17 protein-coding genes are annotated in these 21,395 nt (G+C 65.4%); 7 read left to right on the top strand and 10 right to left on the bottom strand.

Going from position 1 to position 21,395, the window contains the following annotated elements:
• Positions 1-71: 71 nt before the first annotated feature.
• The 5 genes from BLV20_RS25685 (at position 72) to BLV20_RS25665 (ending at position 9,039) form a co-directional block, all read left to right on the top strand.
• The gene (locus BLV20_RS25685; RefSeq protein ID WP_092305221.1) at positions 72-2,087 is read left to right on the top strand and encodes a DUF1302 domain-containing protein; all 2,016 of its coding nucleotides are present in this window, start codon (positions 72-74) and stop codon (positions 2,085-2,087) included.
• Positions 2,088-2,126: 39 nt separating this feature from the next.
• Positions 2,127-3,485, top strand: coding sequence for a DUF1329 domain-containing protein (locus tag BLV20_RS25680; RefSeq protein WP_092305220.1), 1,359 nt, complete (start codon positions 2,127-2,129; stop codon positions 3,483-3,485).
• A gap of 138 nt (positions 3,486-3,623) precedes the next feature.
• The gene (locus tag BLV20_RS25675; protein ID WP_092305219.1) at positions 3,624-4,703 is read left to right on the top strand and encodes a WD40/YVTN/BNR-like repeat-containing protein; all 1,080 of its coding nucleotides are present in this window, start codon (positions 3,624-3,626) and stop codon (positions 4,701-4,703) included.
• A gap of 15 nt (positions 4,704-4,718) precedes the next feature.
• The gene (locus BLV20_RS25670) at positions 4,719-7,253 is read left to right on the top strand and encodes an efflux RND transporter permease subunit (protein WP_092305218.1); all 2,535 of its coding nucleotides are present in this window, start codon (positions 4,719-4,721) and stop codon (positions 7,251-7,253) included.
• Positions 7,254-7,260: 7 nt separating this feature from the next.
• The gene (locus BLV20_RS25665; RefSeq protein ID WP_092305217.1) at positions 7,261-9,039 is read left to right on the top strand and encodes an acyl-CoA dehydrogenase C-terminal domain-containing protein; all 1,779 of its coding nucleotides are present in this window, start codon (positions 7,261-7,263) and stop codon (positions 9,037-9,039) included.
• A 99-nt stretch (positions 9,040-9,138) separates the two neighbouring features.
• Here the strand turns inward: BLV20_RS25665 and BLV20_RS25660 are convergent, their stop codons facing one another.
• The 3 genes from BLV20_RS25660 to fabF form a co-directional block, all read right to left on the bottom strand.
• Entirely contained in the window at positions 9,139-9,399 is a 261-nt protein-coding gene (locus BLV20_RS25660; RefSeq protein WP_092305216.1) for a hypothetical protein, read from the bottom strand.
• Between the two features lie 288 nt (positions 9,400-9,687).
• Complete coding sequence (locus BLV20_RS25655; protein ID WP_092305215.1) at positions 9,688-11,496, bottom strand: calcium-binding protein; 1,809 nt, start codon at positions 11,494-11,496, stop codon at positions 9,688-9,690.
• A 327-nt stretch (positions 11,497-11,823) separates the two neighbouring features.
• A complete protein-coding gene (gene fabF, locus BLV20_RS25650) occupies positions 11,824-13,092 on the bottom strand; it encodes a beta-ketoacyl-ACP synthase II (RefSeq protein WP_092305214.1) in 1,269 nt (422 codons plus the stop codon).
• A 126-nt stretch (positions 13,093-13,218) separates the two neighbouring features.
• Between fabF and BLV20_RS25645 the strand changes: the two genes are divergently transcribed.
• Positions 13,219-13,755, top strand: coding sequence for a winged helix-turn-helix transcriptional regulator (locus BLV20_RS25645; protein WP_092305213.1), 537 nt, complete (start codon positions 13,219-13,221; stop codon positions 13,753-13,755).
• A 13-nt stretch (positions 13,756-13,768) separates the two neighbouring features.
• On the opposite strand, the gene BLV20_RS25640 is transcribed toward BLV20_RS25645, so the two are convergent.
• The 7 genes from BLV20_RS25640 to BLV20_RS25605 all read right to left on the bottom strand — a co-directional run bounded on the left by BLV20_RS25640 (position 13,769) and on the right by BLV20_RS25605 (position 20,203).
• Positions 13,769-14,182: a VOC family protein gene (locus BLV20_RS25640; protein WP_092305212.1), complete on the bottom strand. Its 414-nt coding sequence runs from the start codon at positions 14,180-14,182 to the stop codon at positions 13,769-13,771.
• Between the two features lie 207 nt (positions 14,183-14,389).
• Positions 14,390-15,853 (bottom strand): GDL motif peptide-associated radical SAM/SPASM maturase, encoded by a 1,464-nt coding sequence (locus BLV20_RS25635; RefSeq protein ID WP_092305211.1) that lies wholly within the window; start codon positions 15,851-15,853, stop codon positions 14,390-14,392.
• Positions 15,854-16,004: 151 nt separating this feature from the next.
• Positions 16,005-16,586: a DUF1842 domain-containing protein gene (locus BLV20_RS25630; protein ID WP_092305210.1), complete on the bottom strand. Its 582-nt coding sequence runs from the start codon at positions 16,584-16,586 to the stop codon at positions 16,005-16,007.
• Positions 16,587-16,639: 53 nt separating this feature from the next.
• Entirely contained in the window at positions 16,640-17,278 is a 639-nt protein-coding gene (locus tag BLV20_RS25625; RefSeq protein WP_092305209.1) for a DUF1842 domain-containing protein, read from the bottom strand.
• 35 nt (positions 17,279-17,313) lie between these two features.
• A complete protein-coding gene (locus tag BLV20_RS25620; RefSeq protein ID WP_092305208.1) occupies positions 17,314-17,502 on the bottom strand; it encodes a DUF1843 domain-containing protein in 189 nt (62 codons plus the stop codon).
• A 1,260-nt stretch (positions 17,503-18,762) separates the two neighbouring features.
• Positions 18,763-19,359: a TetR/AcrR family transcriptional regulator gene (locus tag BLV20_RS25610; RefSeq protein WP_092305206.1), complete on the bottom strand. Its 597-nt coding sequence runs from the start codon at positions 19,357-19,359 to the stop codon at positions 18,763-18,765.
• A complete protein-coding gene (locus BLV20_RS25605) occupies positions 19,352-20,203 on the bottom strand; it encodes a 3-hydroxybutyryl-CoA dehydrogenase (RefSeq protein ID WP_092305205.1) in 852 nt (283 codons plus the stop codon). The genes BLV20_RS25610 and BLV20_RS25605 overlap by 8 nt, the downstream gene beginning before the upstream one ends.
• Positions 20,204-20,373: 170 nt before the next feature.
• Between BLV20_RS25605 and BLV20_RS25600 the strand changes: the two genes are divergently transcribed.
• Entirely contained in the window at positions 20,374-21,387 is a 1,014-nt protein-coding gene (locus BLV20_RS25600) for an AraC family transcriptional regulator (protein WP_092305204.1), read from the top strand.
• The last annotated feature ends 8 nt before the right edge of the window (positions 21,388-21,395 follow it).

Below are 21,395 nucleotides of genomic sequence, written 5' to 3'. Positions count from 1 at the left end.
ACCCCCTGCACACAGGGGAGCGCGAGGGCGGCTGCGCTTAAAAACAACTACAAAAAAGCGGAGAACACGCAATGCACAACACCCAGCGTCAGGGGTACGCCCCTTCGCGTCACCACACCTTGCTGGCCTCGGCGATCCTGGTCGCCGCGATGCCCAATGCCCATGCGGTGGAGCTTGATACCGGCAACCCGGACTGGACCGCGCGCCTGGACAACACCATCAAGTACAACTACGGCGTGCGCACCGAAAGTGCCGACCAACGCATGCTGGCGACGCCCAACAACAACGATGGCGACTACAACTTCCGCAAGGCCGGGACCAACATCACCAACCGTATCGACCTGTTGACCGAGCTGGACGTGGTCTACAAGAACGCCATGGGCTTTCGCGTCAGCGCCGCCAGCTGGTACGACAAGGCCTACGAAAACACCGGTTCCAACAGCAACCCGTTCGTCAACGGCAATGACGCGCGGTCGGGCCTGGTGGCCAACGACCCGCGCCTGGCCGGGGTCACCGGCGACAATGTCGGCCAAGGCAGCCCGCACCTGAGCAACTACGCCCAGCGCTATTACACCGGGCCTTCGGGCGAGATTCTCGATGCCTTCGTGTTCTACAGCACCGAAGTGGGCGAGGAGTCGTTGCTCAGCCTGAAGGCCGGCCAGCACAACGTGTTCTGGGGCGAGACCCTGCTCAACCCGGTGCATTCGGTCAGCTACGGCCAGTCCGGCCTGGACCTGGCCAAGTTGGCGGCATCGCCCGGCACCGAGGCCAAGGAACTGTTCGTGCCGCGCAATCAGTTGTCGATGTCGTTCACCGTCAACCCCGAATTGACCGTGGGCGCGCAGTACTTCCTCGATTGGGATGCGGCCCGCCTGCCCGAAGCCGGGACTTATTACGGCGGTTCCGACCTGGTCGGTTTCGGGGCGCAGTCGTTCCTGCTGGGCAACACCAACGCCGTGGTGCCGGGTAGCCCGCTGGGCTGTGGCCTGGCCCCGTGCAACGGGTTGACCAACGTCCGTCGCGGCCATGACCTGACGCCGCATAGCAGCGGCGACTGGGGGGTGATGGCCAAGTGGTCGCCCGCCTGGCTGGATGGCACGCTCGGCGTGTATTACCGCAACACCTCGGACATCCTGCCGCAAGCCTGGCTGGACGCCACCGGGCTGACCTCGGCCAACGCCAACGGGACCCGGCCTGCCGGCATGGTCCCGGCGGTGGTCAACACCCTCAATTCGCTGAGCACCAGCACCTATCAACTGGCCTATGCCGACAACATTCAAGTCTTCGGCCTGAGCCTGTCCAAGGACGTGGCCGGGGTCAGCGTGGGCTCGGACCTGAACATTCGCCACAACATGCCGCTGGCCAGTATCCCGGCCATTGTCAGCGCCACGGGCCCGCAAGGCCTTGGCGCCGGCCTCGGGCTGCTGCCGGCCCGGTCGGCCGCCACCGGCGTGGTCTACGACGCGCCGAGCCGGGGCGACAGCATGAGCGCCACCGGCGACACGTTGCACTGGACGCTCAACGGCCTGATGACCCTGCCCAGGACGCCGCTGTTCGACTCGGCAACCCTGCTCGCCGAGCTGTACTACAGCAACCTGCTCAAGCTCGATAGCAAGAACGAGGCGCTCTACAAGGGCAAGGACAGCTATCGCGGAATCGATGCGCCGACCCGCGACAACTGGGGCGTCGCGATCAACTTCACACCGACCTGGTACCAGGTGTTCCCCGGCGTCGACCTGAACCTGCCGATGTCCCTGAACATGGGCCTGGCCGGCGTGTCGCCGGTGTCCGGCGGCGGTGCCCGGGACACCGGCAACTACGCGCTCGGCGTCGGGGCCGTGATGTACAACAAATATTTTGTCGACCTGAAGTACGTGGACTCGTTCGGCAAGGCCGACAAGTGCGACTCCAGCGGTATGAGTAGCGGTGCGGCGAATGCCGGCAGCGGCGACGGCTCCACCCCGAACGCTTTCAGCGGTAACGAAAACTACGCCTGTTACGGCGGCGGCTACTCGGCCTTTTCCGGTGGCGGCGCCACTACCGAAGACCGGGGCGCCGTTTACCTGACGATGAAAACCACCTTTTGACCCACGAATGCTTCCCCAGGCAAGCAGGAGAATAACAAGATGAAATTCGTGCAAAGCGTGCTGGCCACTTCCCTGGCCATGATCATGGCCGCCCAGGCCCAGGCCGCCGTCTCGACACAGGAAGCCGCCCGGCTGGGCAGCAGCCTGACCCTGGTCGGGGCCGAACAGGCCGGGAACGCCGACGGTTCCATTCCCGCCTACGCCGGTGGCCTGACTACGCCGCCGGCCAGCTTCAAGGCCGGCGACAGCATGCGCCCGGACCCCTTCGCCAACGAAAAGCCGCTGCTGGTGATCGACGGCAAGAACCTCGATCAATACCGAAGCCTGCTCACGGCAACCACGGTCGAACTGGCCCGGCGCTTCCCCAGTTTCCACGTCAATGTCTACCCGACCCACCGCACCGTCACGCTGCCCAAGGCCGTGCTGGACAATGGCGTGAAGAATGCCAGCGGCGCCAGATCCCTCGAGGGCGGGCTGGCCATCGACAACGTGCTGCCGGGCGTGCCGTTCCCGATCCCGCAATCGGGCAACGAGGCCATGTGGAACTTCCTGCTGCGCTACCAGGGGGTCAACATCAACTCCAAGTACGACTCGTGGAACGTCGACTCCGCCGGCGTTCCAAGCCTGGCGACCACCGGGCAGGCGTTCATTTCCTATCCGATCTACGAGAACCTGGCGCAGCCGATCAGCAGCGCCGACGTGTATTACCAGATGAAGCTGTCCTACACCGGCCCGGCGCGCCGGGCCGGCGAGGCGGTGATGCTCAAGGACGCCGCCAACCCGTTGCAGCAGCCCCGTCGCGCCTGGCAATACCTGCCTGGCCAGCGGCGGGTCAAGCTGGCGCCGAACCTGGCCTACGACACGCCCAACCCGGGCACCGCGGGCGCGGGCACTTATGACGACGTTTTCGTCTTCAACGGTGCGCTGGACCGCTACGACTGGAAGCTGGTGGGCAAGCAGGAAATGATCGTGCCCTACAACACCTACAAGTTGACCTACGCCCAGGACGCCAAGTCGCTGACCACCGCCAACCACCTGGCCCCGGACTACGTGCGCTGGGAGAAGCACCGGGTGTGGGTGGTGGAGGGCACCCTCAAGGCCGGCGCCCGGCATATCTACCAAAAGCGCCGGTTCTACCTGGACGAAGACAGCTGGACCGCTTTGGCCTCCGACCAGTACGACGCCCGTGGCCAGCTGTACCGCGGCTCCTTCGCGTTCCTCAGCCAGAGCTACGACAAGCAGATCCCCGACTCCACGCCTTTCATGATCTACGACCTGGTCGCCGGCTCCTACAACATCAACGGTGTGGTGGGGCCTTACGGCGGCATCAAGTACATCGACCCGCTCTCCAAGGCGCAGTGGTCGCCGGAGTCCCTGGCCGGCAGCGGTATTCGCTGAGCCAGCGGCGCCCCGGGCATTCCCAGGCGCCCCGGCCCGCCTTGCTTCAAGCGGCGGGCCGGGGGCGCATGGACGCCAGGCTTGAACGTCGGGCGGCACGCGGTGCATGCCGACGCAGTTTTCCGAAGAGGACGCGGTATGGGTTCGTACAATAAATGCCTGCAACTGGCGCTGGCCGCCGTGCTGGCCATGGCGCAGGGCATCGCCCAGGCGGGTGGATACGTCGATGTGCTGGACCTGCCGGCCAGGGCCAGCGCCCTGGCTGCCAGCAGCCCGTTGTCGGGCGTGGCGCGGGCCGGCGAGCGGCTGGTCGCGGTCGGCCAGCGCGGCCACATTGTTTATTCCGACGACAGCGGCCAGCACTGGAACCAGGCCAGCGTGCCGGTGAGTGCCGACCTCAACGCGCTGAGTTTTCCGTCCGCGCGGCAGGGTTGGGCGGTGGGCAACGACGGCGTGGTGCTGCACAGCCAAGACGCCGGCGCCAGCTGGCACAAGCAACTGGACGGGCGCCAGATCGGCGCCTTGCTGGTCGCCCATTACGGCGCGCTGGCCAGTGCCGAGCCGGGCAACGAGCAATGGCCGCTGCTGGTCGCCGAAGGCCAGCGGCTGGAAGCGCAGGGCGCGGATAAGCCCTTGCTCGATGTCTGGTTCGCCAACGAGCGCCTCGGCTATGTGGTCGGTGTGTTCAACCTGATCCTGCGCACCGAGGACGGTGGCCAGAGCTGGACACCGTTCCAGGACCGCACCGACAACCCCCAGGGCTTTCACCTCAATGCCATCGCCTCCACCGGCGATGGGCTGTACATCGCCGGCGAGCAGGGGCTGTTGCGCAAATGGAGCGAGGCCGAGCAGCGCTTCGTCGCGCTGCCGACGCCTTACCAGGGGAGTTTTTTCGGCGTCCTCGGCAAGCCCGGCGAAGTGCTTGCCTACGGCCTGCGCGGCAACGTGCTGCGCAGCACCGACCAGGGCCGCAGCTGGACCCCGCTGCAGACGGGCCTGCACGCGAGCATCAGCGCCGGCGTTGTCGATGCCGGCGGGGCTTACCGATTGTTCACCCAGGGTGGGCAGATGCTGCTCGGGCAGGGAGCGGGCGCGGGCCTGCGCCGGGCAGCGCAACCGGCCCCGGTGTCCGGCGCCGTCCAGGCCGCCGATGGCAGGTTGATAGTGGTGGGCAGCCGTGGCGTACAGGCCTTGCCCGACAAGACTCCCACCCCTTAGAGCGAGAACCCAGACATGGGCAATATCAAGCAAGACAGCATGCCGGTGATCCGCGATGTGCGTGACTTCGACCGCGACTCCGGCAACCGGCTCGAGCGCTGGGTGTTCAACTATCGCCCGCTGTTCATGCTGCTGATGGCGCTGGCCACCCTGGTGCTGGGCTACATGGCCGCCACGCGCCTGGAGTTGCGCCCCAGCTTCGAAAAAATGATCCCGCAGAGCCAGCCCTACATCCAGAACTACCTGGAGCACCGCCAGTCGCTGCGGGGCCTGGGCAACTCGGTGCGGGTGGTGGTGGAGAACACCCAGGGCGATATCTTCGACCCGGCGTACCTGGACGTGCTCAAACAGGTCAACGACCAGCTGTTCCTCAGCGAAGGCGTCGACCGCGCCTGGATGAAGTCGTTGTGGAGCCCGGCGGTGCGCTGGAGCGAAGTCACCGAGGAAGGTTTCCAGGGCGGCCCGGTGATGCCCGACGCCTACACGGGCGAGCCGGGGCAGATCGAACAGCTGCGGCAGAACATTTCCCGCGCCGGCATCGTCGGCAGCCTGGTGGCCAGCGACTACAAGTCAAGCATGCTGATCGTGCCCCTGCTCGACAAGGCGGTGGCCGGCGGCCAGCCCATCGACTACCACGCCTTCTCGCAAATGCTCGAAGAGCAGCTGCGCGACAAGCTCGAATTCGCCGGCGACAGCGCGGCCCGCAAGGCCGGGGAGGAGGGCAAGGGGCCGTACAAGATCCGCGTGATCGGCTTCGCCAAGCTGATGGGCGACCTGATCGACGGCCTGATCCAGGTGATGATGTTCTTCGGCCTGGCCGTGCTCACCTCGCTGGCCATCATCTACCTCTATACCCGCTGTGTGCGCAGCACCTTGCTGGTGGTCGGCTGCTCGCTGATCGCGGTGGTCTGGCAACTGGGCATCGTCGCCTGGCTGGGTTACGCCATCGATCCGTACTCGGTGCTGGTGCCTTTCCTGATCTTCGCCATCGGCGTGTCCCATGCGGCGCAGAAGATGAACGGCATCATGCAGGACATCGCCCGAGGCACCCATAAACTGATCGCCGCACGCTACACCTTTCGCCGCCTGTTCATCGCTGGCGTCACCGCGCTGCTGGCCGACGCGGTGGGGTTTGCCGTGCTGATGCTGATCGACATCCCGGTGATCCAGGACCTGGCCATCACCGCCAGCATCGGCGTCGCGGTGCTGATCTTCACCTCGCTGCTGCTGATGCCCGTGGCGCTGTCCTATATCGGCGTCGGCGCCAAGGCCGCGCAGCGCGCCCTGCACATCGACGACCGGGCGCAGGCGCACAAGGGCTTCGGCAAACTGTGGGACTGGCTCGACCGTTTCACCAGCGCCAAATGGGCCACCGGCGCGGTAGTGGTCGCGCTGCTGATGGGCATCGGCGGCTTCGCGGCCAGCCTGCACCTGAAGATCGGCGACCTTGAAAGCGGCGCGCCGGAACTGCGCGCCGACTCTCGCTACAACCGCGACAACGCCTACATCACCAGCCACTACCGGCTGTCGAGCGATCTGTTCGCGGTGATGATCAAGACGCCCCCGGAAGGCTGCCTGAACTACCACACGCTGATTCTCGCCGACCGCCTGGCCTGGGAGCTGCAGCAGCATCCGGGGGTGCAGGCCACCAGCTCGCTGGTCAACTCGGTGCGCCAGATCACCGCCGGCACCTACGAGGGCAACCCCAAGCTCAACAGCATCCAGCGCAACCAGGACGTCCTGAACTACGCCGCGCAGCAGGCTTCGGTCAACTCGCCGGAGCTGTTCAATACCGATTGCTCGGTGATGCCGGTGATTGCCTTCCTCAAGGACCACAAGGCCGAGACCCTGGACGCCGTGGTGGCGATCGCCGACACCTTCGCCCTGGCCAACAGCAGCGCCGATCGCCAGTTCCTGCTGGCCGCCGGCAGTGCCGGCATCGAGGCGGCGACCAATATCGTGGTGCGCGAGGCCAACCGCACCATGCTGCTGTACGTCTATGCGGCGGTGACGCTGTTCTGCCTGCTGACCTTTCGCAGCTGGCGCGCCACCCTGGTCGCGCTGTTGCCGCTGGTGCTCACCTCGATCCTCTGCGAGGCCTTGATGGTGGCCATGGGCATCGGCGTGAAGGTGGCGACCCTGCCGGTGATCGCCCTGGGCGTGGGGATCGGCGTGGACTACGCCTTGTACCTGCTCAGCGTGCAGCTGCATTACCAGCGCCAGGGCCTGCCGCTGGCGCAAGCCTATCGCAACGCCGTGTCGTTCACCGGCCGGGTGGTGGGCCTGGTGGGCATCACCCTGGCGGCCGGCGTGGTGTGCTGGGTCTGGTCGCCGATCAAGTTCCAGGCGGACATGGGCATCCTGCTGACCTTCATGTTCCTGTGGAACATGCTGGGGGCGCTGATCCTGATTCCCGCCTTGTCGTACTTCCTGCTACGGGGCCCGGCGCTGGCGCGCCGCTCCGTGGCGGATGGCCCTGCGGCGCACGCCGACCCAAGCATTCCCCCTCAAGACCCGGGCAAGCAGCACGCCCTTAGCATTGCGGAGTAAGCCAACGATGTCCGATTACAAACCACCCCTGCGCGACATGCGCTTTGTCCTCAACGAAGTGTTCGAGGTTCCCAGGCTCTGGGCCCGCCTGCCTGGCCTGGCCGAGGTGATCGATGAAGACACCGCCGCGGCGATCCTCGAGGAAGCCGGGAAGATCAGCGCCGAAGTCATCGCGCCGCTCAACCGCGGCGGCGACGAACAAGGTTGCTCCTGGAACGACGGCGCGGTGACCACCCCGGACGGTTTCACCGCGGCCTACCGGGCCTTCGCCGAAGGCGGTTGGGTGGGCGTCGGCGGCGACCCGCAGTTTGGCGGCATGGGCATGCCCAAGATCATCTCGGCCCAGGTCGAGGAAATGGTCAACGCTGCCAACCTGTCGTTCGGCCTGTACCCGATGCTGACCGCCGGCGCCTGCCTGTCGCTCAATGCCCACGCCAGCCAGGCGCTCAAGGAGCGCTACCTGCCGAACCTGTACGCCGGCGTCTGGACCGGCTCGATGTGCCTGACCGAGGCCCATGCCGGCACCGACCTGGGGCTGATTCGCACCCGCGCCGAACCCTTGGCCGACGGTAGCTACGCGATCAGCGGCAGTAAGATTTTCATCACCGGCGGCGAGCACGACCTGAGCGAAAACATCATCCACCTGGTGCTGGCCAGGCTGCCGGATGCGCCGACGGGGCCCAAGGGCATCTCGCTATTCCTGGTGCCCAAGGTGCTGGTCGAGGCCGATGGCTCGCTGGGGGCGCGCAATTCGCTGTCCTGCGGTTCCCTCGAACACAAGATGGGCATCAAGGCGTCGGCGACCTGCGTGATGAACTTCGACGGCGCGATCGGCTGGCTCGTCGATGCGCCGAACAAGGGCCTGGCGGCGATGTTCACCATGATGAACTACGAGCGCCTGGGGGTTGGCATCCAGGGCCTGGCGCAGGGTGAGCGCTCCTACCAGAACGCCGTCGAATATGCCCGCGAACGCCTGCAGAGCCGTTCGCCGACCGGCCCGCAGGCCGCCGGCAAGGCCGCCGACCCGATCATCGTGCATCCGGATGTGCGGCGCATGTTACTGACCATGAAGGCCTTGAACGAAGGCGGGCGAGCCTTCTCCAGCTACGTGGCGCTGCAACTGGACACCGCCAGGTACGGCGCCGACGCGGCCAGCCGCACCCGTGGCCAGGAACTGGTGGCGCTGCTGACCCCGGTGGCCAAGGCGTTTCTCACCGACATGGGGCTGGAGACCACGCTGCTTGGCCAGCAGATCTTCGGCGGCCATGGTTACATCCGCGAGTGGGGCCAGGAACAGCTGGTGCGCGATGTGCGCATCACTCAGATCTACGAAGGCACCAACGGCATCCAGTCCCTGGACCTGGCGGGGCGCAAGATTGTCGGCAGCGGCGGGGCGCTCTACCGTCTGTTCGCCGCCGAGGTTCGCAACTTCACGGCCAACGCCGGCACCGAGCTTGGCGAATTCTGCAGGCCGTTGAATGCCGCCGTGGACACCCTCGACGAGCTGACCGCGTGGCTGCTGGATCGGGCAACGAGCAACCCCAACGAAATCGGCGCCGCCTCGGTCGAGTACCTGCAAGTGTTCGGCTACACCCTGTACGCCTACATGTGGGCCATGATGGCCAAGGCGGCCCTGGGCAAGGAGTCGCAAGACGATTTCTACGCCAGCAAGCTGGGCACCGCGCGCTTCTACTTCGCCCGCCTGCTGCCGCGCATCCACTCCCTGAGCGCCTCGGTCAAGGCCGGCAGCGAATGCCTGTACCAGCTGGACGCGGCGCAGTTTTGAGCGACAGCGCAGCGAGGGTGGCTGGAGGGGCGTCATGAGCTCCCCTCCAGAGCCTGGAAATTTGCAGCCAAGGTGCCTGCTCGGCACCTTGGCTGTTCGTTACGAGAGCGGCTCGATCAACCGGCCCTGATCTTTCACGGCGTTGTTGTCGACTTCAATTTTGCTGCTGGCCTGAACGTAGTAAGGGTGTTGCGCGCCATTCTTCTTCAGGGAAAGCACGAAGCCACGGCTGTCGGACCTGTCCCAGGTTTCCTGCTTGCCGTTACCGACGGAAAAGAAGCTGGTGTCTCCGTCGCTACCCCAATGATTGATGGCGACTTCGATGGGGTTGGACGAATTGTTTGTAACGGTAATACCCATATCCATATCCTTTTTAGACTGAGAATTAGCTGGGCTGGCACCGATTACTGTCCAAAAGTTGCAGGCCGTTACGGCGGCCGGCAATGTAATTGGCTGGACCAGTCAGGGCGGGTGTTGCGCATTGGAGTCTAGTCACCCGTTCAGCGCCGGCATGCCCGGGTGAAGGGATAACGGGCGCAGCAGCGGTATTCCGGACGAGAGGTCAAAGTGCTCCAGCAGAAAAGGCAGGGCCCACCGCCAGGTGGGCCCTTTTTTGTGTCTCCAGGGGCAGGGTGCGCCCCTGGCGCGTCAGACCAGGCTGATCATGTCCGCGCTCAGTTGCGCGGCATTGAAGCCGACCAGGGTGATGCTGCTGTCGCCCGCCACGATCAGGCTGTCGCTGCCTTGCTGGCTGGTGGCGCTGAGGACGTCGGCCGTGGAGCCGAACAGCGACTTGGAAAACACCAACTGATCGAAGCCGTTCTGGTGAACGTTGAAATCGCTGATCAGGTCACGGCCGAAACCGCCTACGTCGAAGACAAACAGATCGCTGCCCACACCGCCGCTGAGCATGTCGTTGCCCTGGCCGCCGACCAGGATGTCGTTCTGCGCGCCGCCGTAGAGTGCGTCGTTGCCGATGCCGCCGAGCAGGGTGTCGTTGCCGTTGCCACCGTGCAGCAGGTCATTGCCCGCGCCGCCTTCGATCAGATCGTCGCCGCCCTGACCGAAGATCAGGTCGCGCGCGGTACCGCCCTTGAGCAGGTCTGCCAGTTGCGTGCCTTCGGTGGCCTTGGCGTAGCTCTTGTCCGAGCCGAACAGGCCTTCGAAGTCGAGCTTGCTGCTGGTCACGGTAAAGGCCGGAGTGAAGGTCTGGCCCAGCAGGCCTTCGAACTCCACATGCTCGACGTCGTGCAGCTCCTTGAGGCCGTAACGCCCGTTGGTGTCGTTGAGGAACAGCGTGCCATCGCTCAGGCGCACGGCTTCGTAGCTGGTGACGGTGCCCTGCAGGAAGACTTTGTCGTCGCCCACGCCGCCGGCGACGATGTCGGTGCCGGTGCTGACCCTGAAGCTGTCGTTGTCGGAGAAACCGTCGAGGAAGTCGTCGTTCCTGCCGTCCTGCAGCTTGTCCGCGCTGTCCGTGCCGAGCAGGAAGGCCGGGGTGCCGAAGTGGTTGGAGGTGGGGGAGTATTTGTCGCTGACCCAGGTAAAGCTGCGGCTGACCGGGTCGAGGTTGCTGATGATGATGGTGCTGTCACGCTCGATGTAGTCGTAGAAGGTCGACTGGCCGATACGCTGGATAGGGTTGATGAAAATGCCTTCCAGGTGTGCGACCCAGCCGTTGGGGTTGATCACGGAGAAGGGGCCGTTGGGCCAGGTGGGCAACGCATAGACCGTGTCGAACAGGACGATGTTGTCGGTGGTTGAGGTGTAGCTGGCGTCACTGCCCTGGAGGGCCGCGAGAATCGCGCCGCTCAGGTCGGTCTGTTCGCCGATGAGCCGGTGCACGATGTCGTTTTCAAAGCCGAAGTTGAAGATGCCATCGTTGTTGCTGGCCTTGGGCGACGCCATGCCGAAGTAGTCCGAATCCTTGAAGAAACCGTCGGCCAGGTCTTCCCGGCCCAGGTACATGCTGTTGGTCACGGAGCCGCCCTGGCTGTAGCCGGTGACCAGCACGTCCTTGCCCGTCAGGTTATGGCTGGTGGCGTAGTTCTTGATCGAATCGAGCAGGTAGTCGTAGCCGTGGATATAGGAGTTGTCGATCATTGCCGGATAGCCCAGCAAGTCCATCGGCGAGTTGGTGCCGGCAATCGAAAAGCCCATTTTCACCAGCTTGCCGCTGTCGTCGTACTGGCCGAATACCTTGGCCTGGGAGCCGGATACGTTTTCGCCCTTGAAACTGCCGGTCAGGTCGAGGTGACTGCCGTCGATGCCCAGGTCGCTGGCGCTGATCTCGCGCCAGCCCTTGGGCAGGACAAAGGTGTTGCCTTCGCCCAGGACCGCCCCGGGCAAGTGGTAGAGCGCGCCTACCGTCGCTACGCCGCTGGTGTAGGTGGCCAGGCTCCAGGCATCTGAAATCAGCACGCGGCCGTCTTGGCCCTTGTAGTCGAATATCGCCATGGTTCGTTTTCCCTCACAAACTGAGAAGTCATGAAAAAAAACAAGAGCTGAAGTCTTCTTGTTCTTCTTCGCTCGGATTTCAGAGCCTGGTGACTGCGCGCTCCGGAATCTGCGCCCAAGCTACTCATTCGTCTGGAAGGCGTGGGTCGGGCAGCCAGGTATTGGCACGATCGTCCTGGAAAAAGGCGGATCCAGCCGCAATAAATTTGTCTTTATTACACTTTGGTTACCTTGAGACGGGCCCCCAGCGGCATATTCCGCCGGGGCCGCCCGAGGTTTCAGCCAGGCAGCGCTGAAACCTCCCTTCGGGCGAGGGCCATGCCCGCCTTACGCCCAGCGCCGGAACAGCACGCTGGCATTCACCCCGCCAAAGCCGAAGCCGTTGGACAAGGCGTATTCCATCGCCAGCGGCTGGGCCTGGCCACGAATCAGGTTGAGGCCCTCGGCATCGGCATCGGGGTTTTCCAGGTTGAGGGTGGCGGGGACGATCTGGTCGCGCAGCGCCAGGATGGTGAAGATCGCCTCGATGCCGCCGGCGGCGCCCAGCAAGTGGCCGGTGGCCGACTTGGTCGAGGCGATGGCCAGGTCGCTGTGGCTGCCGAACACGCGCTTGATCGCCGCCAGCTCGCCCTTGTCGCCCACCGGGGTCGAGGTCGCATGGGCGTTCAGGTGCTGGACCCGGGACGGCTCGACCCCGGCCTGGCGCAACGCCTGCTGCATGGCGCGGCGGGCGCCGTCGCCGTCTTCCGGCCCGGCGGTCATGTGGTAGGCATCGGCGCTGGTGCCGTAGCCCACCAGTTCGGCGATTGGCGTGGCGCCCCGGGCCAGGGCGTGTTCCAGCTCCTCGATCACCAGCAGGCCGGCGCCTTCGCCCATCACGAAGCCGTCGCGGGCCTGGTCGAAGGGCCGCGAAGCGCGTTCCGGGGTGTCGTTGAAGTCGCTGGACAGGGCGCGCGCGGCCGCAAAGCCGGCCAGGCTGACCCGGTGAATCGTCGCCTCGGTGCCGCCGCAGACCGCGACGTCGATTTCCCCGGCGCGAATCATCCGCGCGGCGTCGCCGATGGCCTGCACGCCCGCGGCGCAAGCGGTCACCGGCGTGCCCAGTGGCCCCTTCAGGCCATGCTGGATCGACACATGGCCGGCGGCCATATTGCTCAGGAAAGACGGAATGGTGAACGGCGAAAGACGGCGCGGCCCCTTGCTGTCGGTGGTGCGCACGGCGTCGGCGATGGCCGGGAAACCGCCCACGCCCGACGCGATGATGGTCGCGGTGCGTTCCTGCGCCTCTGCGGTCTGCGGCGCCCAGCCGGCCTGGGCCAGCGCTTCCTGGGCGGCGGCCAGGGCGAACAGGATGAAGCGGTCCATCTTGCGCTGTTCCTTGGGCGCCAGCAGGGCGTCCGGATCGAAGCCGGCCTCCGGGTCTTCGCTGCGGTCGGGAACCTGGCCGCCGATGCTAATCGGCAGGTCGCCGATCAGGGCTTCCGGCAGTCGGCGGATTCCCGACTGCCCGGCCAGCAGGCGTTGCCAGATCTGCTCGACGCCACAGCCCAGCGGGGTCAATGCGCCCATGCCGGTGACGACAATACGTTTGCTCATGGTGGTTCAGCTCCTCGGTCTGATAAGGGTATGTCGCTCTATGGACGTCACTATCATCATGAAAGTAACATGCCCGCACCGTTACCCGCATCCTGAATCGGCAACCGCGAAATCCGAGGAACCACCATGCAACGCAAGACCCTGCTTCACGACGAATGCCCGATTGCCCGCAGCCTGGAACGGGTCGGCGAATGGTGGAGCATCCTCATCATGCGCGACGCCCTGCATGGCTTGCGGCGTTTCGAGGAGTTCTCCCGCAGCCTGCAGATCGCCCCCAACATGCTCACCCGGCGCCTCAATTCGCTGGTCGAGGCCGGCCTGCTGGAGCGCCAGGCCTACAGCCAGCGGCCGCTGCGCTACCAATATGTGCCGACGGCCCGCGGCGAGGATTTTCGCGTGGTGCTGATGGCCTTCGTCGCCTGGGGCAACCGCCATTACGCGCCGGAAGGGGAAAGCGTGCAGGTAGTCGAGCGCGCCACCGGCCGGCCGGTGCAGCCGATGATGGCGGACGTGGTCGATGGCCGCCCGGTGCCGCTGGAGCAATGCACGGTGCAGGCCGGGCCGCTGGCCAGCGAAGGCGTGCGCCAGCGCTTGGGGGCCCTGCGGGCGATGGAGGAGCGCCAGGCCCAAGGTGCCGCACAGGGCTGCGGCGCCTCGGGTTAACGAACGGCGCCGGTCACTGGTCCTTTTCGCAGTTGACCATCCACGAAGCGCCGAAGCGGTCCACCAGCATGCCGAAGCGTGCCGCCCAGAACGTGGCCTCCAGCGGCATCTGCACGGTGCCCTGGTCGGCCAGCGCGGCGAACACCCGCTCGGCCTCGGCGACGCTGTCGACATTCAGCGATATGGAGCAGCCGTGGATGCCCGAATACGGCCGGTCGGGCGTGCTGTCCGAACCCATGATCGCCTGGTCGCCGACCAGCAGGCGGGTGTGCATGACCAGGTCATGGCACTCGGCAGGAACATGCTCGCGGGCGGGGCTTTCGCCGAAGGTCATCATCACTTCGAGGGTGCCTTGCAGGCACTGGGCGTAGAACTTGAAGGCGGCGGCGCAATCGCCGTTGAAGATCAGGTAAGGGTTGATTTTCATAGTCGGTCTCCCGGGTGGACAGGGCGGCGGCGGACGCGCCGGCAAGCTCGCGCGCTGACGCAACCTGATGAATCAGACCCCACTAGCAAAGCCTAAACCCGGCTGGCAGGGGGCTTGTTTTTAGACGGTTTTCTTATGGTCTTGCGGCCACTTATCACCGTCGTTGCACCCCCGGGGCGCGCCGCCGGGCTGGCGGCGCGGCCCGGGCTACATCAATGGGGTACGGGGCATTCCCAGCAGGCCGGTCAGGCGGTCCATGATCGCCTGTTGCCGGGCGCGGTCGGCCAGGTAGCCGGCCTCGGCGTCGGCCACGTCCGCCGAGCAGTGCGGGCAGGTGGTTTCGTGGGCATGGATGTACTGCGAGCAACCGCGGCACAGCGCCAGCTGGCTGGGCAGGCGTCCTTCCTCGGGGGATTTCTGCCCCTGGTTGATCCACGCCAGCTTGATCACCTGGCCGCTGTCGCTGACGCTGCCGACCGTCTCGCCGGTGTCGATGCGCTCGGTGATCAGGTCGAAGCGGCCGACCGCGAACGACGCCTTGGCCGCGTCCTCGAGTTTCACGATGCGTTCGCGCAGGCCCTTTTTCTGCAGGTCCAGGGCGCGGTAGTGGCAGTACGGATTGTTGCCGGGCTTGCCCAGCAGCGAGTGCGAAGTCCAGGTGCAGCCGCCGCGGCACACGTCGTTGTAATAGCAGGTGCGGCAATACCCCCAGAGGTCGTCGACCGAGCGCAGCCGGCCAAAATGCATGCCTTCGCTGTAGTGCCAGATGTCGTGCAGGTTCATGTCGCGCACATTGCCGCCGGAGAACCCCACCGTGGCCAGCGACGGGCAGCCCTTGACCGTGCCGTCGGCTTCCAGGGCTAGCACCGTTTGCCCGGCGGCGCAGCCGCTCCAGTGCACGCGCTCGTCGCCGAAACCGCGCCACATATGCTCGTAAGGGCCGTAATAACCGATGTTATTGCCGACGTTCATCAGCAGGCCGCGCTCCAGGCCCTCGCGGTACAGGCGCGCGAGCAACGGCATGACCTCCAGCAATTGATAGGGTTGCAGCAGCAGTTCCGGGTGGTCCACCGCGTTGCCCATGGCCACCGTCAGCTGGATCTGCCAATGGGTGGCGCCCAGTTCGATGATCTGGTCCATCAACTGCGGCAGGTCGGGCAGGGTGGCCGCGCCGATCTGCGTGTTGACGCTGACCGCGAGCCCGGCCTGCTTGGCCCGGCGCAGGGTGTCCACGGCCTTGTCGAAGGAGCCCGGGACATTGCGCACGGCGTCGTGCAGGGGCGCCAGGCCGTCCAGGGAAACCCCCACGCCGTTGAGCCCGGCCTCCACCGCGGCCTGCATTTTCGCCGGGGTCAGGTTGCGCCCGCCGGTCTGGATCGCGCAGTAGATGCCATGGCCGTGGATGGCCTGGATCAGGCGGGTCCAGTCCTTGCGCAAATAGGCTTCGCCGCCGATCAGGGTGATTTCGCGGGTGCCGAGGGCGGCCAGGGCGTCGATCACGTCGAGGCATTCCTGGGTGTTCAGTTCGTTGGGGCGCCGGTGGCCGGCGCGCGAGCCGCAATGCAGGCACTTGAGGTCGCAGGCTAGGGTGATTTCCCAGACCACATGCACCGGTACATAACGCTTGAGGTCGGTTTCGCTGAGGTAGCGGGCGGGGCGATTGGCTGACATGGGCAGTCCCTGGGCGCACACCGGTGCGCGGCACAAAGCTGGCGGATGTCCGCGTCGATCCCGGCGCTGCCGGCCCGAGCGGACACAGGGTTTGTCAGTGGCAAGCCGGGCCTGGCCCCGGCAACGCAACGCCAGGCCCGGGCGCCACTGCTCAGCGCGCTTCGAGGCGGGCGATCTCGGCGTTCAGCTGCTGCAAGGCGCTGCGCAGCGCATCGCTGCTGGCCAGTTGCTGTTCGCCCTGGCGGACCACTGCCTTGAGCTGCGCCAGGTCACCGCTGCCTTGCGCCTGCTGCACCGCCACCGCATACAGCGGCACGGGATGATGCGGCACGGGCTCGGGGTGTGGGATCGACGCCTGGCTGACCGTGGCGTGCTGCACGTCCTGCCAGTTGCCCTGGTAGCAATATTGGTAGCTGGCGAAGCCGCTGGCCCAGTCGAGCTCGAGAATCCCCTGCAGGTGGAAGGTCGCGGCGATCTGGCTGGTAGGGCCGCTGGGGTTGCCGGTAAGGCTCAGGATGATGTGGCCTTCGGTCGACGGGTGCAGCTGTGGCTGGGAATAGTCGCCCCACACATCGGCAAAGAAATTCACCGGCGGGTAGGTGCTCTTGAACACACGGGCCACGCCGCTGACTTTTTTCTGCACAGTGTTGACCAGCAGGTCGAGGGTCAGGACGGGAGCACCCAACAGCGCCGTGGCGACTTGGATGCGGGTATGGAACAGTCCGGTTTGCATGGTGCAGCTCCTTGTTCTTGTTCATGGAAATCGGGTGCGGGCACACGCCGCGGTCAGCGCCGCTCGAGCCTGCCGATCTCGTCCTTGGCCGCATCCAGCGCGCTGCGCAGTTGCGGCAACTGGTCCAGTTGCTGCTTGGCCAGGCTGGCCAGGCTCTTCATCTGGCTCAGGTCGCCACTGGCGATGGCGCCATGGATCGGCGCGGCATACAGCGGCAGGATCGGTGGGTACGGGTAGAAGGCCGCGGTGGTTTCCTGGGGCGCTTGCAGGGCGTAGTTGTTGGGGGCCGAACCCACCAGATGGGCCGGCACGTTTTCCACCGTCACCCAGCGCTGGCCGTTGTAGAACTGATAGGTGGCGATGCCGCTTTTCCAGTCGTGGTCCACCACCAGCTGGATCTTGAAGCTGATGGGCGAGTTCGAGCCGGGCCCGCCCTGGTTGCCCTGGGCGGTGACCAAGATCTTGCTGGTGCTGGGCGGCATGACGGTCAGGTAGGTGTATTGCCCCCACACATCGGACGACAGCTCCAAAGGTGGGTTGACGGCCTGGGTCACCAGCGAGGTGCCACGCACGCTTTGCTCGGGGGTGTAGACCAGGAAATCGAGGGCCAGGCTCGGCGCGCCGGGGGTCGAGTTACCGATCCGGTAGCTGAGCGGAAACAGGCCAAGATTGGACGAAATGGATCCGGACATGATTGCCTCCAGTGCATTGGAAAATGGAAACCGGCTTAGCGCCGTTCCAGACGGGCGACTTCCTGTGCCAACTGCTCGTAAGCGCTGCTCAGTTCCTTGGATTCTTTTTTCGAGGAATCGCGTTGTTTGAGCAGGGTCTTCATTTGCGGCAGGTTGCCGAGGGAGATTGCTTCTTGAATCGCCACGCCATAAGGCGTGACGGGGTGCAGCGAGGATGAACTCATGGCGTTGCCTTCCGTGGGAGTTGTAGAGACTGCGCTATCCGGCAGCTTTTGCAGTTAAGCAGGCCGGGCACGGGGCAAAGGCGGGGGCCAATAACTAACTTTGAATAGCCGTTATCGGGAAAAAATATATCCAGGCGGAACAAGCCACTGGCGCGGCCCTATAGCGCGTTTGGCAATCAGCGACCCGCCGCTTACAAGCAATGAATTCAAGCAGGCGCCCCCAACCGCCTCACCCCTGTAGCCGCTGCCGAAGGCTGCGATCGAGCCGCAGGCTCGCGACGAACTTAAGGGCGCCGAAGCCCCTGCGGGCCTTATCGCAGCCTGCGGCAGCGGCTACAGGTCGGTGTTCGTCTATGGGAATGCAGTGCGGTCACGATAGCCGCGACAAGGCCGATTTCCTTTCATACCCAGCCACCGGCATCCCCTGTAGCCGCTGCCGCAGGCTGCGATCGAGCCGCAGGCTCGCCACGAACACAAGATCGCTGAAGCCCCTGCGGGCCTTATCGCAGCCTGCGGCAGCGGCTACAGGTTGGTGTTCGTCTATGGGAATGCGGTGCGGCAACGATAGCCGCGACAAGGCCACGATTTCCTTTCGTACCCAGCCATCGGCATCCCCCTGTAGCCGCTGCCGAAGGCTGCGATCGAGCCGCAGGCTCGCGACGAACTTAAGACCGCCGAAGCCCCTGCGGGGCTTATCGCAGCCTGCGGCAGCGGCTACAGATCGGTGTTCGTTTGTGGGAATGCGGTGCGGCAACGATAGCCGCAACAAGGCCACAATTTCCTTTCATACCCAGCCACAGGCATCCCCTGTAGCCGCTGCCGAAGGCTGCGATCGAGCCGCAGGCTCGCCACGAACACAAGACCGCTGAAGCCCCTGCGGGGCTTATCGCAGCCTGCGGCAGCGGCTACAGGTCGGTGTTTGTCTGTGGGGAATGCGGTGTGGCAACGATAGCCGCAACAAGGCCACAATTTCCTTTCATACCCAGCCACAGGCATCCCCCCTGTAGCCGCTGCCGAAGGCTGCGATCGAGCCGCAGGCTCGCCACGAATTTAAGACCGCTGAAGCCCCTGCGGGGCTTATCGCAGCCTGCGGCAGCGGCTACAGGTTGGTGTTCGTCTGTGGGAATGCGGTGCGGTCACGATAGCCGCGACAAGGCCACGATTTCCTTTCGTACCTAGCCACCGGCATCCCCCCTGTAGCCGCTGCCGAAGGCTGCGATCGAGCCGCAGGCTCGCGACGAACTTAAGACCGGTCGCGGTTCAGGCCACGGCGCTTTGCGAGGAGGGGGTCAGCAGTCGTTCCAGGGCGCCGCTGAGCAGTTGCTCCAGCAGGGTTTCGCGTTCGTGGTCGGTCAGTGGCTGCTCGTCCAGCCAGCCGGGGGCACTGTTGAGCAGGCTGGCCACGGCGTGACCGGTGGCCCGTAGCGCCGCGTCGCCGAGCCGGGGCAGCGGGCCGAGGAGCGTCAGCAGGCGGTGCTCGTAATGCTCGCGCAACTGGCGCACGCGCTGCTGCTGGTCGGGGTTGAGGCAGCCGCTGTCGCGCTCCACCAGGCGGAAATGCCGCGGCATTTCCCGGTGCAGTTTCAGGTGGGCGCGGATCAGCGTGCGCAGCAGATCGTCGGGCGCCTTGCGCCGTCGTTCGATGCGTGCCAGGGTGCCGAGCAGTTCGTCGTAGAACTCTTCGATCAGGTCCAGCAGCAGGTGCTGCTTGCTCGGGTAGTGGTGATACAGCGAGCCCGGGGCCAGCCCCAGGTGACTGGCCAGCTCGCGCATGCCGACCTGGCCGAAGCCCTTGCTGGCGAACAGCTCCAGGGCCTTGTCGCGGCTTTCGGCAAAACGCGAGCAACGCTCAGCCATAGGCATAAAAGCCACGCCCGCTTTTGCGTCCCAGGTAACCGGCGGCGACCATTTCCTTGAGCAGCGGCGCAGGCCGATATTTGCTGTCGTTGAAGCCGTCGTAGAAGGACTGGAGGATCGCCAGCAGGGTGTCCAGGCCGATCAGGTCGGCCAGGGCCAGCGGGCCGATCGGCTGGTTGCAGCCCAGGCGCATGCCGGCGTCGATGTCCTCGGCGCTGGCCAGGCCTTCCTGCAATACCAGGATCGCCTCGTTGATCATCGGCACCAGAATCCGGTTGACCACAAACCCCGGGCGGTTGCCGGCGGTGATCGCGACCTTGCCCAGGCGCGTGGCCAGGTCAATGGCCAGGGCGTGGGTCGCGTCGCTGGTCTGCAGGCCGCGAATCACTTCGATCAGGCCCATCACCGGCACCGGGTTGAAGAAATGCAGGCCGATAAACCGCTCGGGCGCGACGACACTGGCGGCGAGCTGGGTAATCGACAGCGACGAGGTATTGGAAGCGATGACGCATTCGACCGACACCTGGGCGGCGATCTGTTGCAGCACCCGTAGTTTCAGGTCGAGGTTTTCCGTGGCCGCCTCGATCACCAGTTGCGCCTCGGCGAGGCTGGCGTAGTCGGTGCTGGTGCGGATGCGCCCCAGGGCGGCGAGCTTCTGCGCCTCGCTCAGGCTGTCCTTGGCGATCTGCCGGTCGAGGTTCTTGCTCACCGTGGCCATGGCCTTTTGCAGGGCGCTGTCGCTGATGTCCAGCAAGGTCACGTCGAACCCAGCCAGGGCACAGACTTGAGCGATGCCGTTACCCATGGTGCCGGCGCCAATCACACCGATATTGTGCAGATTCATCGTGGTTCTCTTCCTTCGTCCGGGCGTGTCGCGAAGCCGCCTGACAGCGTCTTGTAATGCAACCTTCGAGGCGCGAGTCTAGTGCCCGCGCCAACCCCGGCCTATGCCAAAAGCGCTCAGCCGCGCTGGCATTTTTTGCCATGTCCACAGCCACAGAGAGCAGTCATTCCATGCGGGAAAAGGATTCGGTCGCGGTCTACTTCGTGCAGGTGATGGTCCACGCCTTGCGCGAGCGGCCCGAGCGCCTGGCGGCGGTGCTGGCCGAGGCGGGCATCGATCCGGCCCTGCTCGGCCAACCCGAGGCGCGGGTGCCGGCCAGCGCATTCGCGGCCTTGTGGCTGATCCAGATTCGCGAGCTGCAGGACGAGTTCTTCCAGCTCGACTCCCACGGCATGCCGCCGGGGGCGTTTGCCCTGATCTGCCGGGGGCTGATCCAGGAGCCCACCCTGGAAAAGGCCCTGCGCCAATGCCTGGCCAACTTCAGCCTGTTCCTGCGCGACTTTCACGGCAGCCTCAGCGTGCGCGGCAAGCGCGCGGTGCTGAGTCTCGACAGCCAGCCGCGCGACGCCGCCACCGGGCGTTTTGGCGAAGAGACGTTCCTGGTGCTGATGATCAGCCTGCTGTGCTGGCTCGGCGGGCGGCGCATTCCCATCGACCGCGCCGACTTTCGTTATCCGCGCCTGTCTTTGAGCGACGATGCCTTGCTCTGGGGGCCGAACCTGACCTTTGGCGCCGAGCGCACCGAAATCGAATTCGCCAGCCGCTTCCTGCGTTTGCCGGTGGTCCAGGACCTGGCCTCGCTCAAGGTGTTCTTGCGCAGCGCGCCGCAGTGGCTGGTGATTCGTTTTCGCAACCAGCACGGCCTGGCGAGCCAGGTCTACCAACGCCTGCGCCGCAGTCATTACAGCCAGTGGCCGACGCTGGAAGCCTTCGCCGGCGAAGTGCGGGTCAGCCCCAGCACCCTGCGCCGGCGCCTGGAGCGCGAGGGCGTGTCGTACCAGGAAATCAAGGACGAAGTGCGCCGCGCCATGGCCGTCGAACTGCTGCGCCAGAGCCGCGTGAGCATCGGCGAGATCGCCGAGCGCACCGGCTTCCAGGAACCCAGCGCCTTCCACCGCGCATTCAAGAAATGGACCGGCGAAAGCCCCGGGCGCTACCGCGCGCGCTACCAGCCGGCAAGCTGACGGGTTGG

This window comes from Pseudomonas sp. NFIX28 (assembly GCF_900107395.1).
Taxonomy (GTDB): Bacteria; Pseudomonadota; Gammaproteobacteria; order Pseudomonadales; family Pseudomonadaceae; genus Aquipseudomonas.
Note: the sequence above shows the minus strand (reverse complement) of the source record. Positions and strands in the feature narration are given on the sequence as shown.

Bases quoted from the DNA above. Each gene is read 5' to 3' on its own strand.
- BLV20_RS25685 (WP_092305221.1), top strand. From the start codon at position 72: ATGCACAACACCCAGCGTCAGGGGTACGCCCCTTCGCGTCACCACACC.
- BLV20_RS25680 (WP_092305220.1), top strand. From the start codon at position 2,127: ATGAAATTCGTGCAAAGCGTGCTGGCCACTTCCCTGGCCATGATCATG.
- BLV20_RS25675 (WP_092305219.1), top strand. From the start codon at position 3,624: ATGGGTTCGTACAATAAATGCCTGCAACTGGCGCTGGCCGCCGTGCTG.
- BLV20_RS25670 (WP_092305218.1), top strand. From the start codon at position 4,719: ATGGGCAATATCAAGCAAGACAGCATGCCGGTGATCCGCGATGTGCGT.
- BLV20_RS25665 (WP_092305217.1), top strand. From the start codon at position 7,261: ATGTCCGATTACAAACCACCCCTGCGCGACATGCGCTTTGTCCTCAAC.
- BLV20_RS25660 (WP_092305216.1), bottom strand. From the start codon at position 9,399: ATGGGTATTACCGTTACAAACAATTCGTCCAACCCCATCGAAGTCGCC.
- BLV20_RS25655 (WP_092305215.1), bottom strand. From the start codon at position 11,496: ATGGCGATATTCGACTACAAGGGCCAAGACGGCCGCGTGCTGATTTCA.
- fabF (WP_092305214.1), bottom strand. From the start codon at position 13,092: ATGAGCAAACGTATTGTCGTCACCGGCATGGGCGCATTGACCCCGCTG.
- BLV20_RS25645 (WP_092305213.1), top strand. From the start codon at position 13,219: ATGCAACGCAAGACCCTGCTTCACGACGAATGCCCGATTGCCCGCAGC.
- BLV20_RS25640 (WP_092305212.1), bottom strand. From the start codon at position 14,182: ATGAAAATCAACCCTTACCTGATCTTCAACGGCGATTGCGCCGCCGCC.
- BLV20_RS25635 (WP_092305211.1), bottom strand. From the start codon at position 15,853: ATGTCAGCCAATCGCCCCGCCCGCTACCTCAGCGAAACCGACCTCAAG.
- BLV20_RS25630 (WP_092305210.1), bottom strand. From the start codon at position 16,586: ATGCAAACCGGACTGTTCCATACCCGCATCCAAGTCGCCACGGCGCTG.
- BLV20_RS25625 (WP_092305209.1), bottom strand. From the start codon at position 17,278: ATGTCCGGATCCATTTCGTCCAATCTTGGCCTGTTTCCGCTCAGCTAC.
- BLV20_RS25620 (WP_092305208.1), bottom strand. From the start codon at position 17,502: ATGAGTTCATCCTCGCTGCACCCCGTCACGCCTTATGGCGTGGCGATT.
- BLV20_RS25610 (WP_092305206.1), bottom strand. From the start codon at position 19,359: ATGGCTGAGCGTTGCTCGCGTTTTGCCGAAAGCCGCGACAAGGCCCTG.
- BLV20_RS25605 (WP_092305205.1), bottom strand. From the start codon at position 20,203: ATGAATCTGCACAATATCGGTGTGATTGGCGCCGGCACCATGGGTAAC.
- BLV20_RS25600 (WP_092305204.1), top strand. From the start codon at position 20,374: ATGCGGGAAAAGGATTCGGTCGCGGTCTACTTCGTGCAGGTGATGGTC.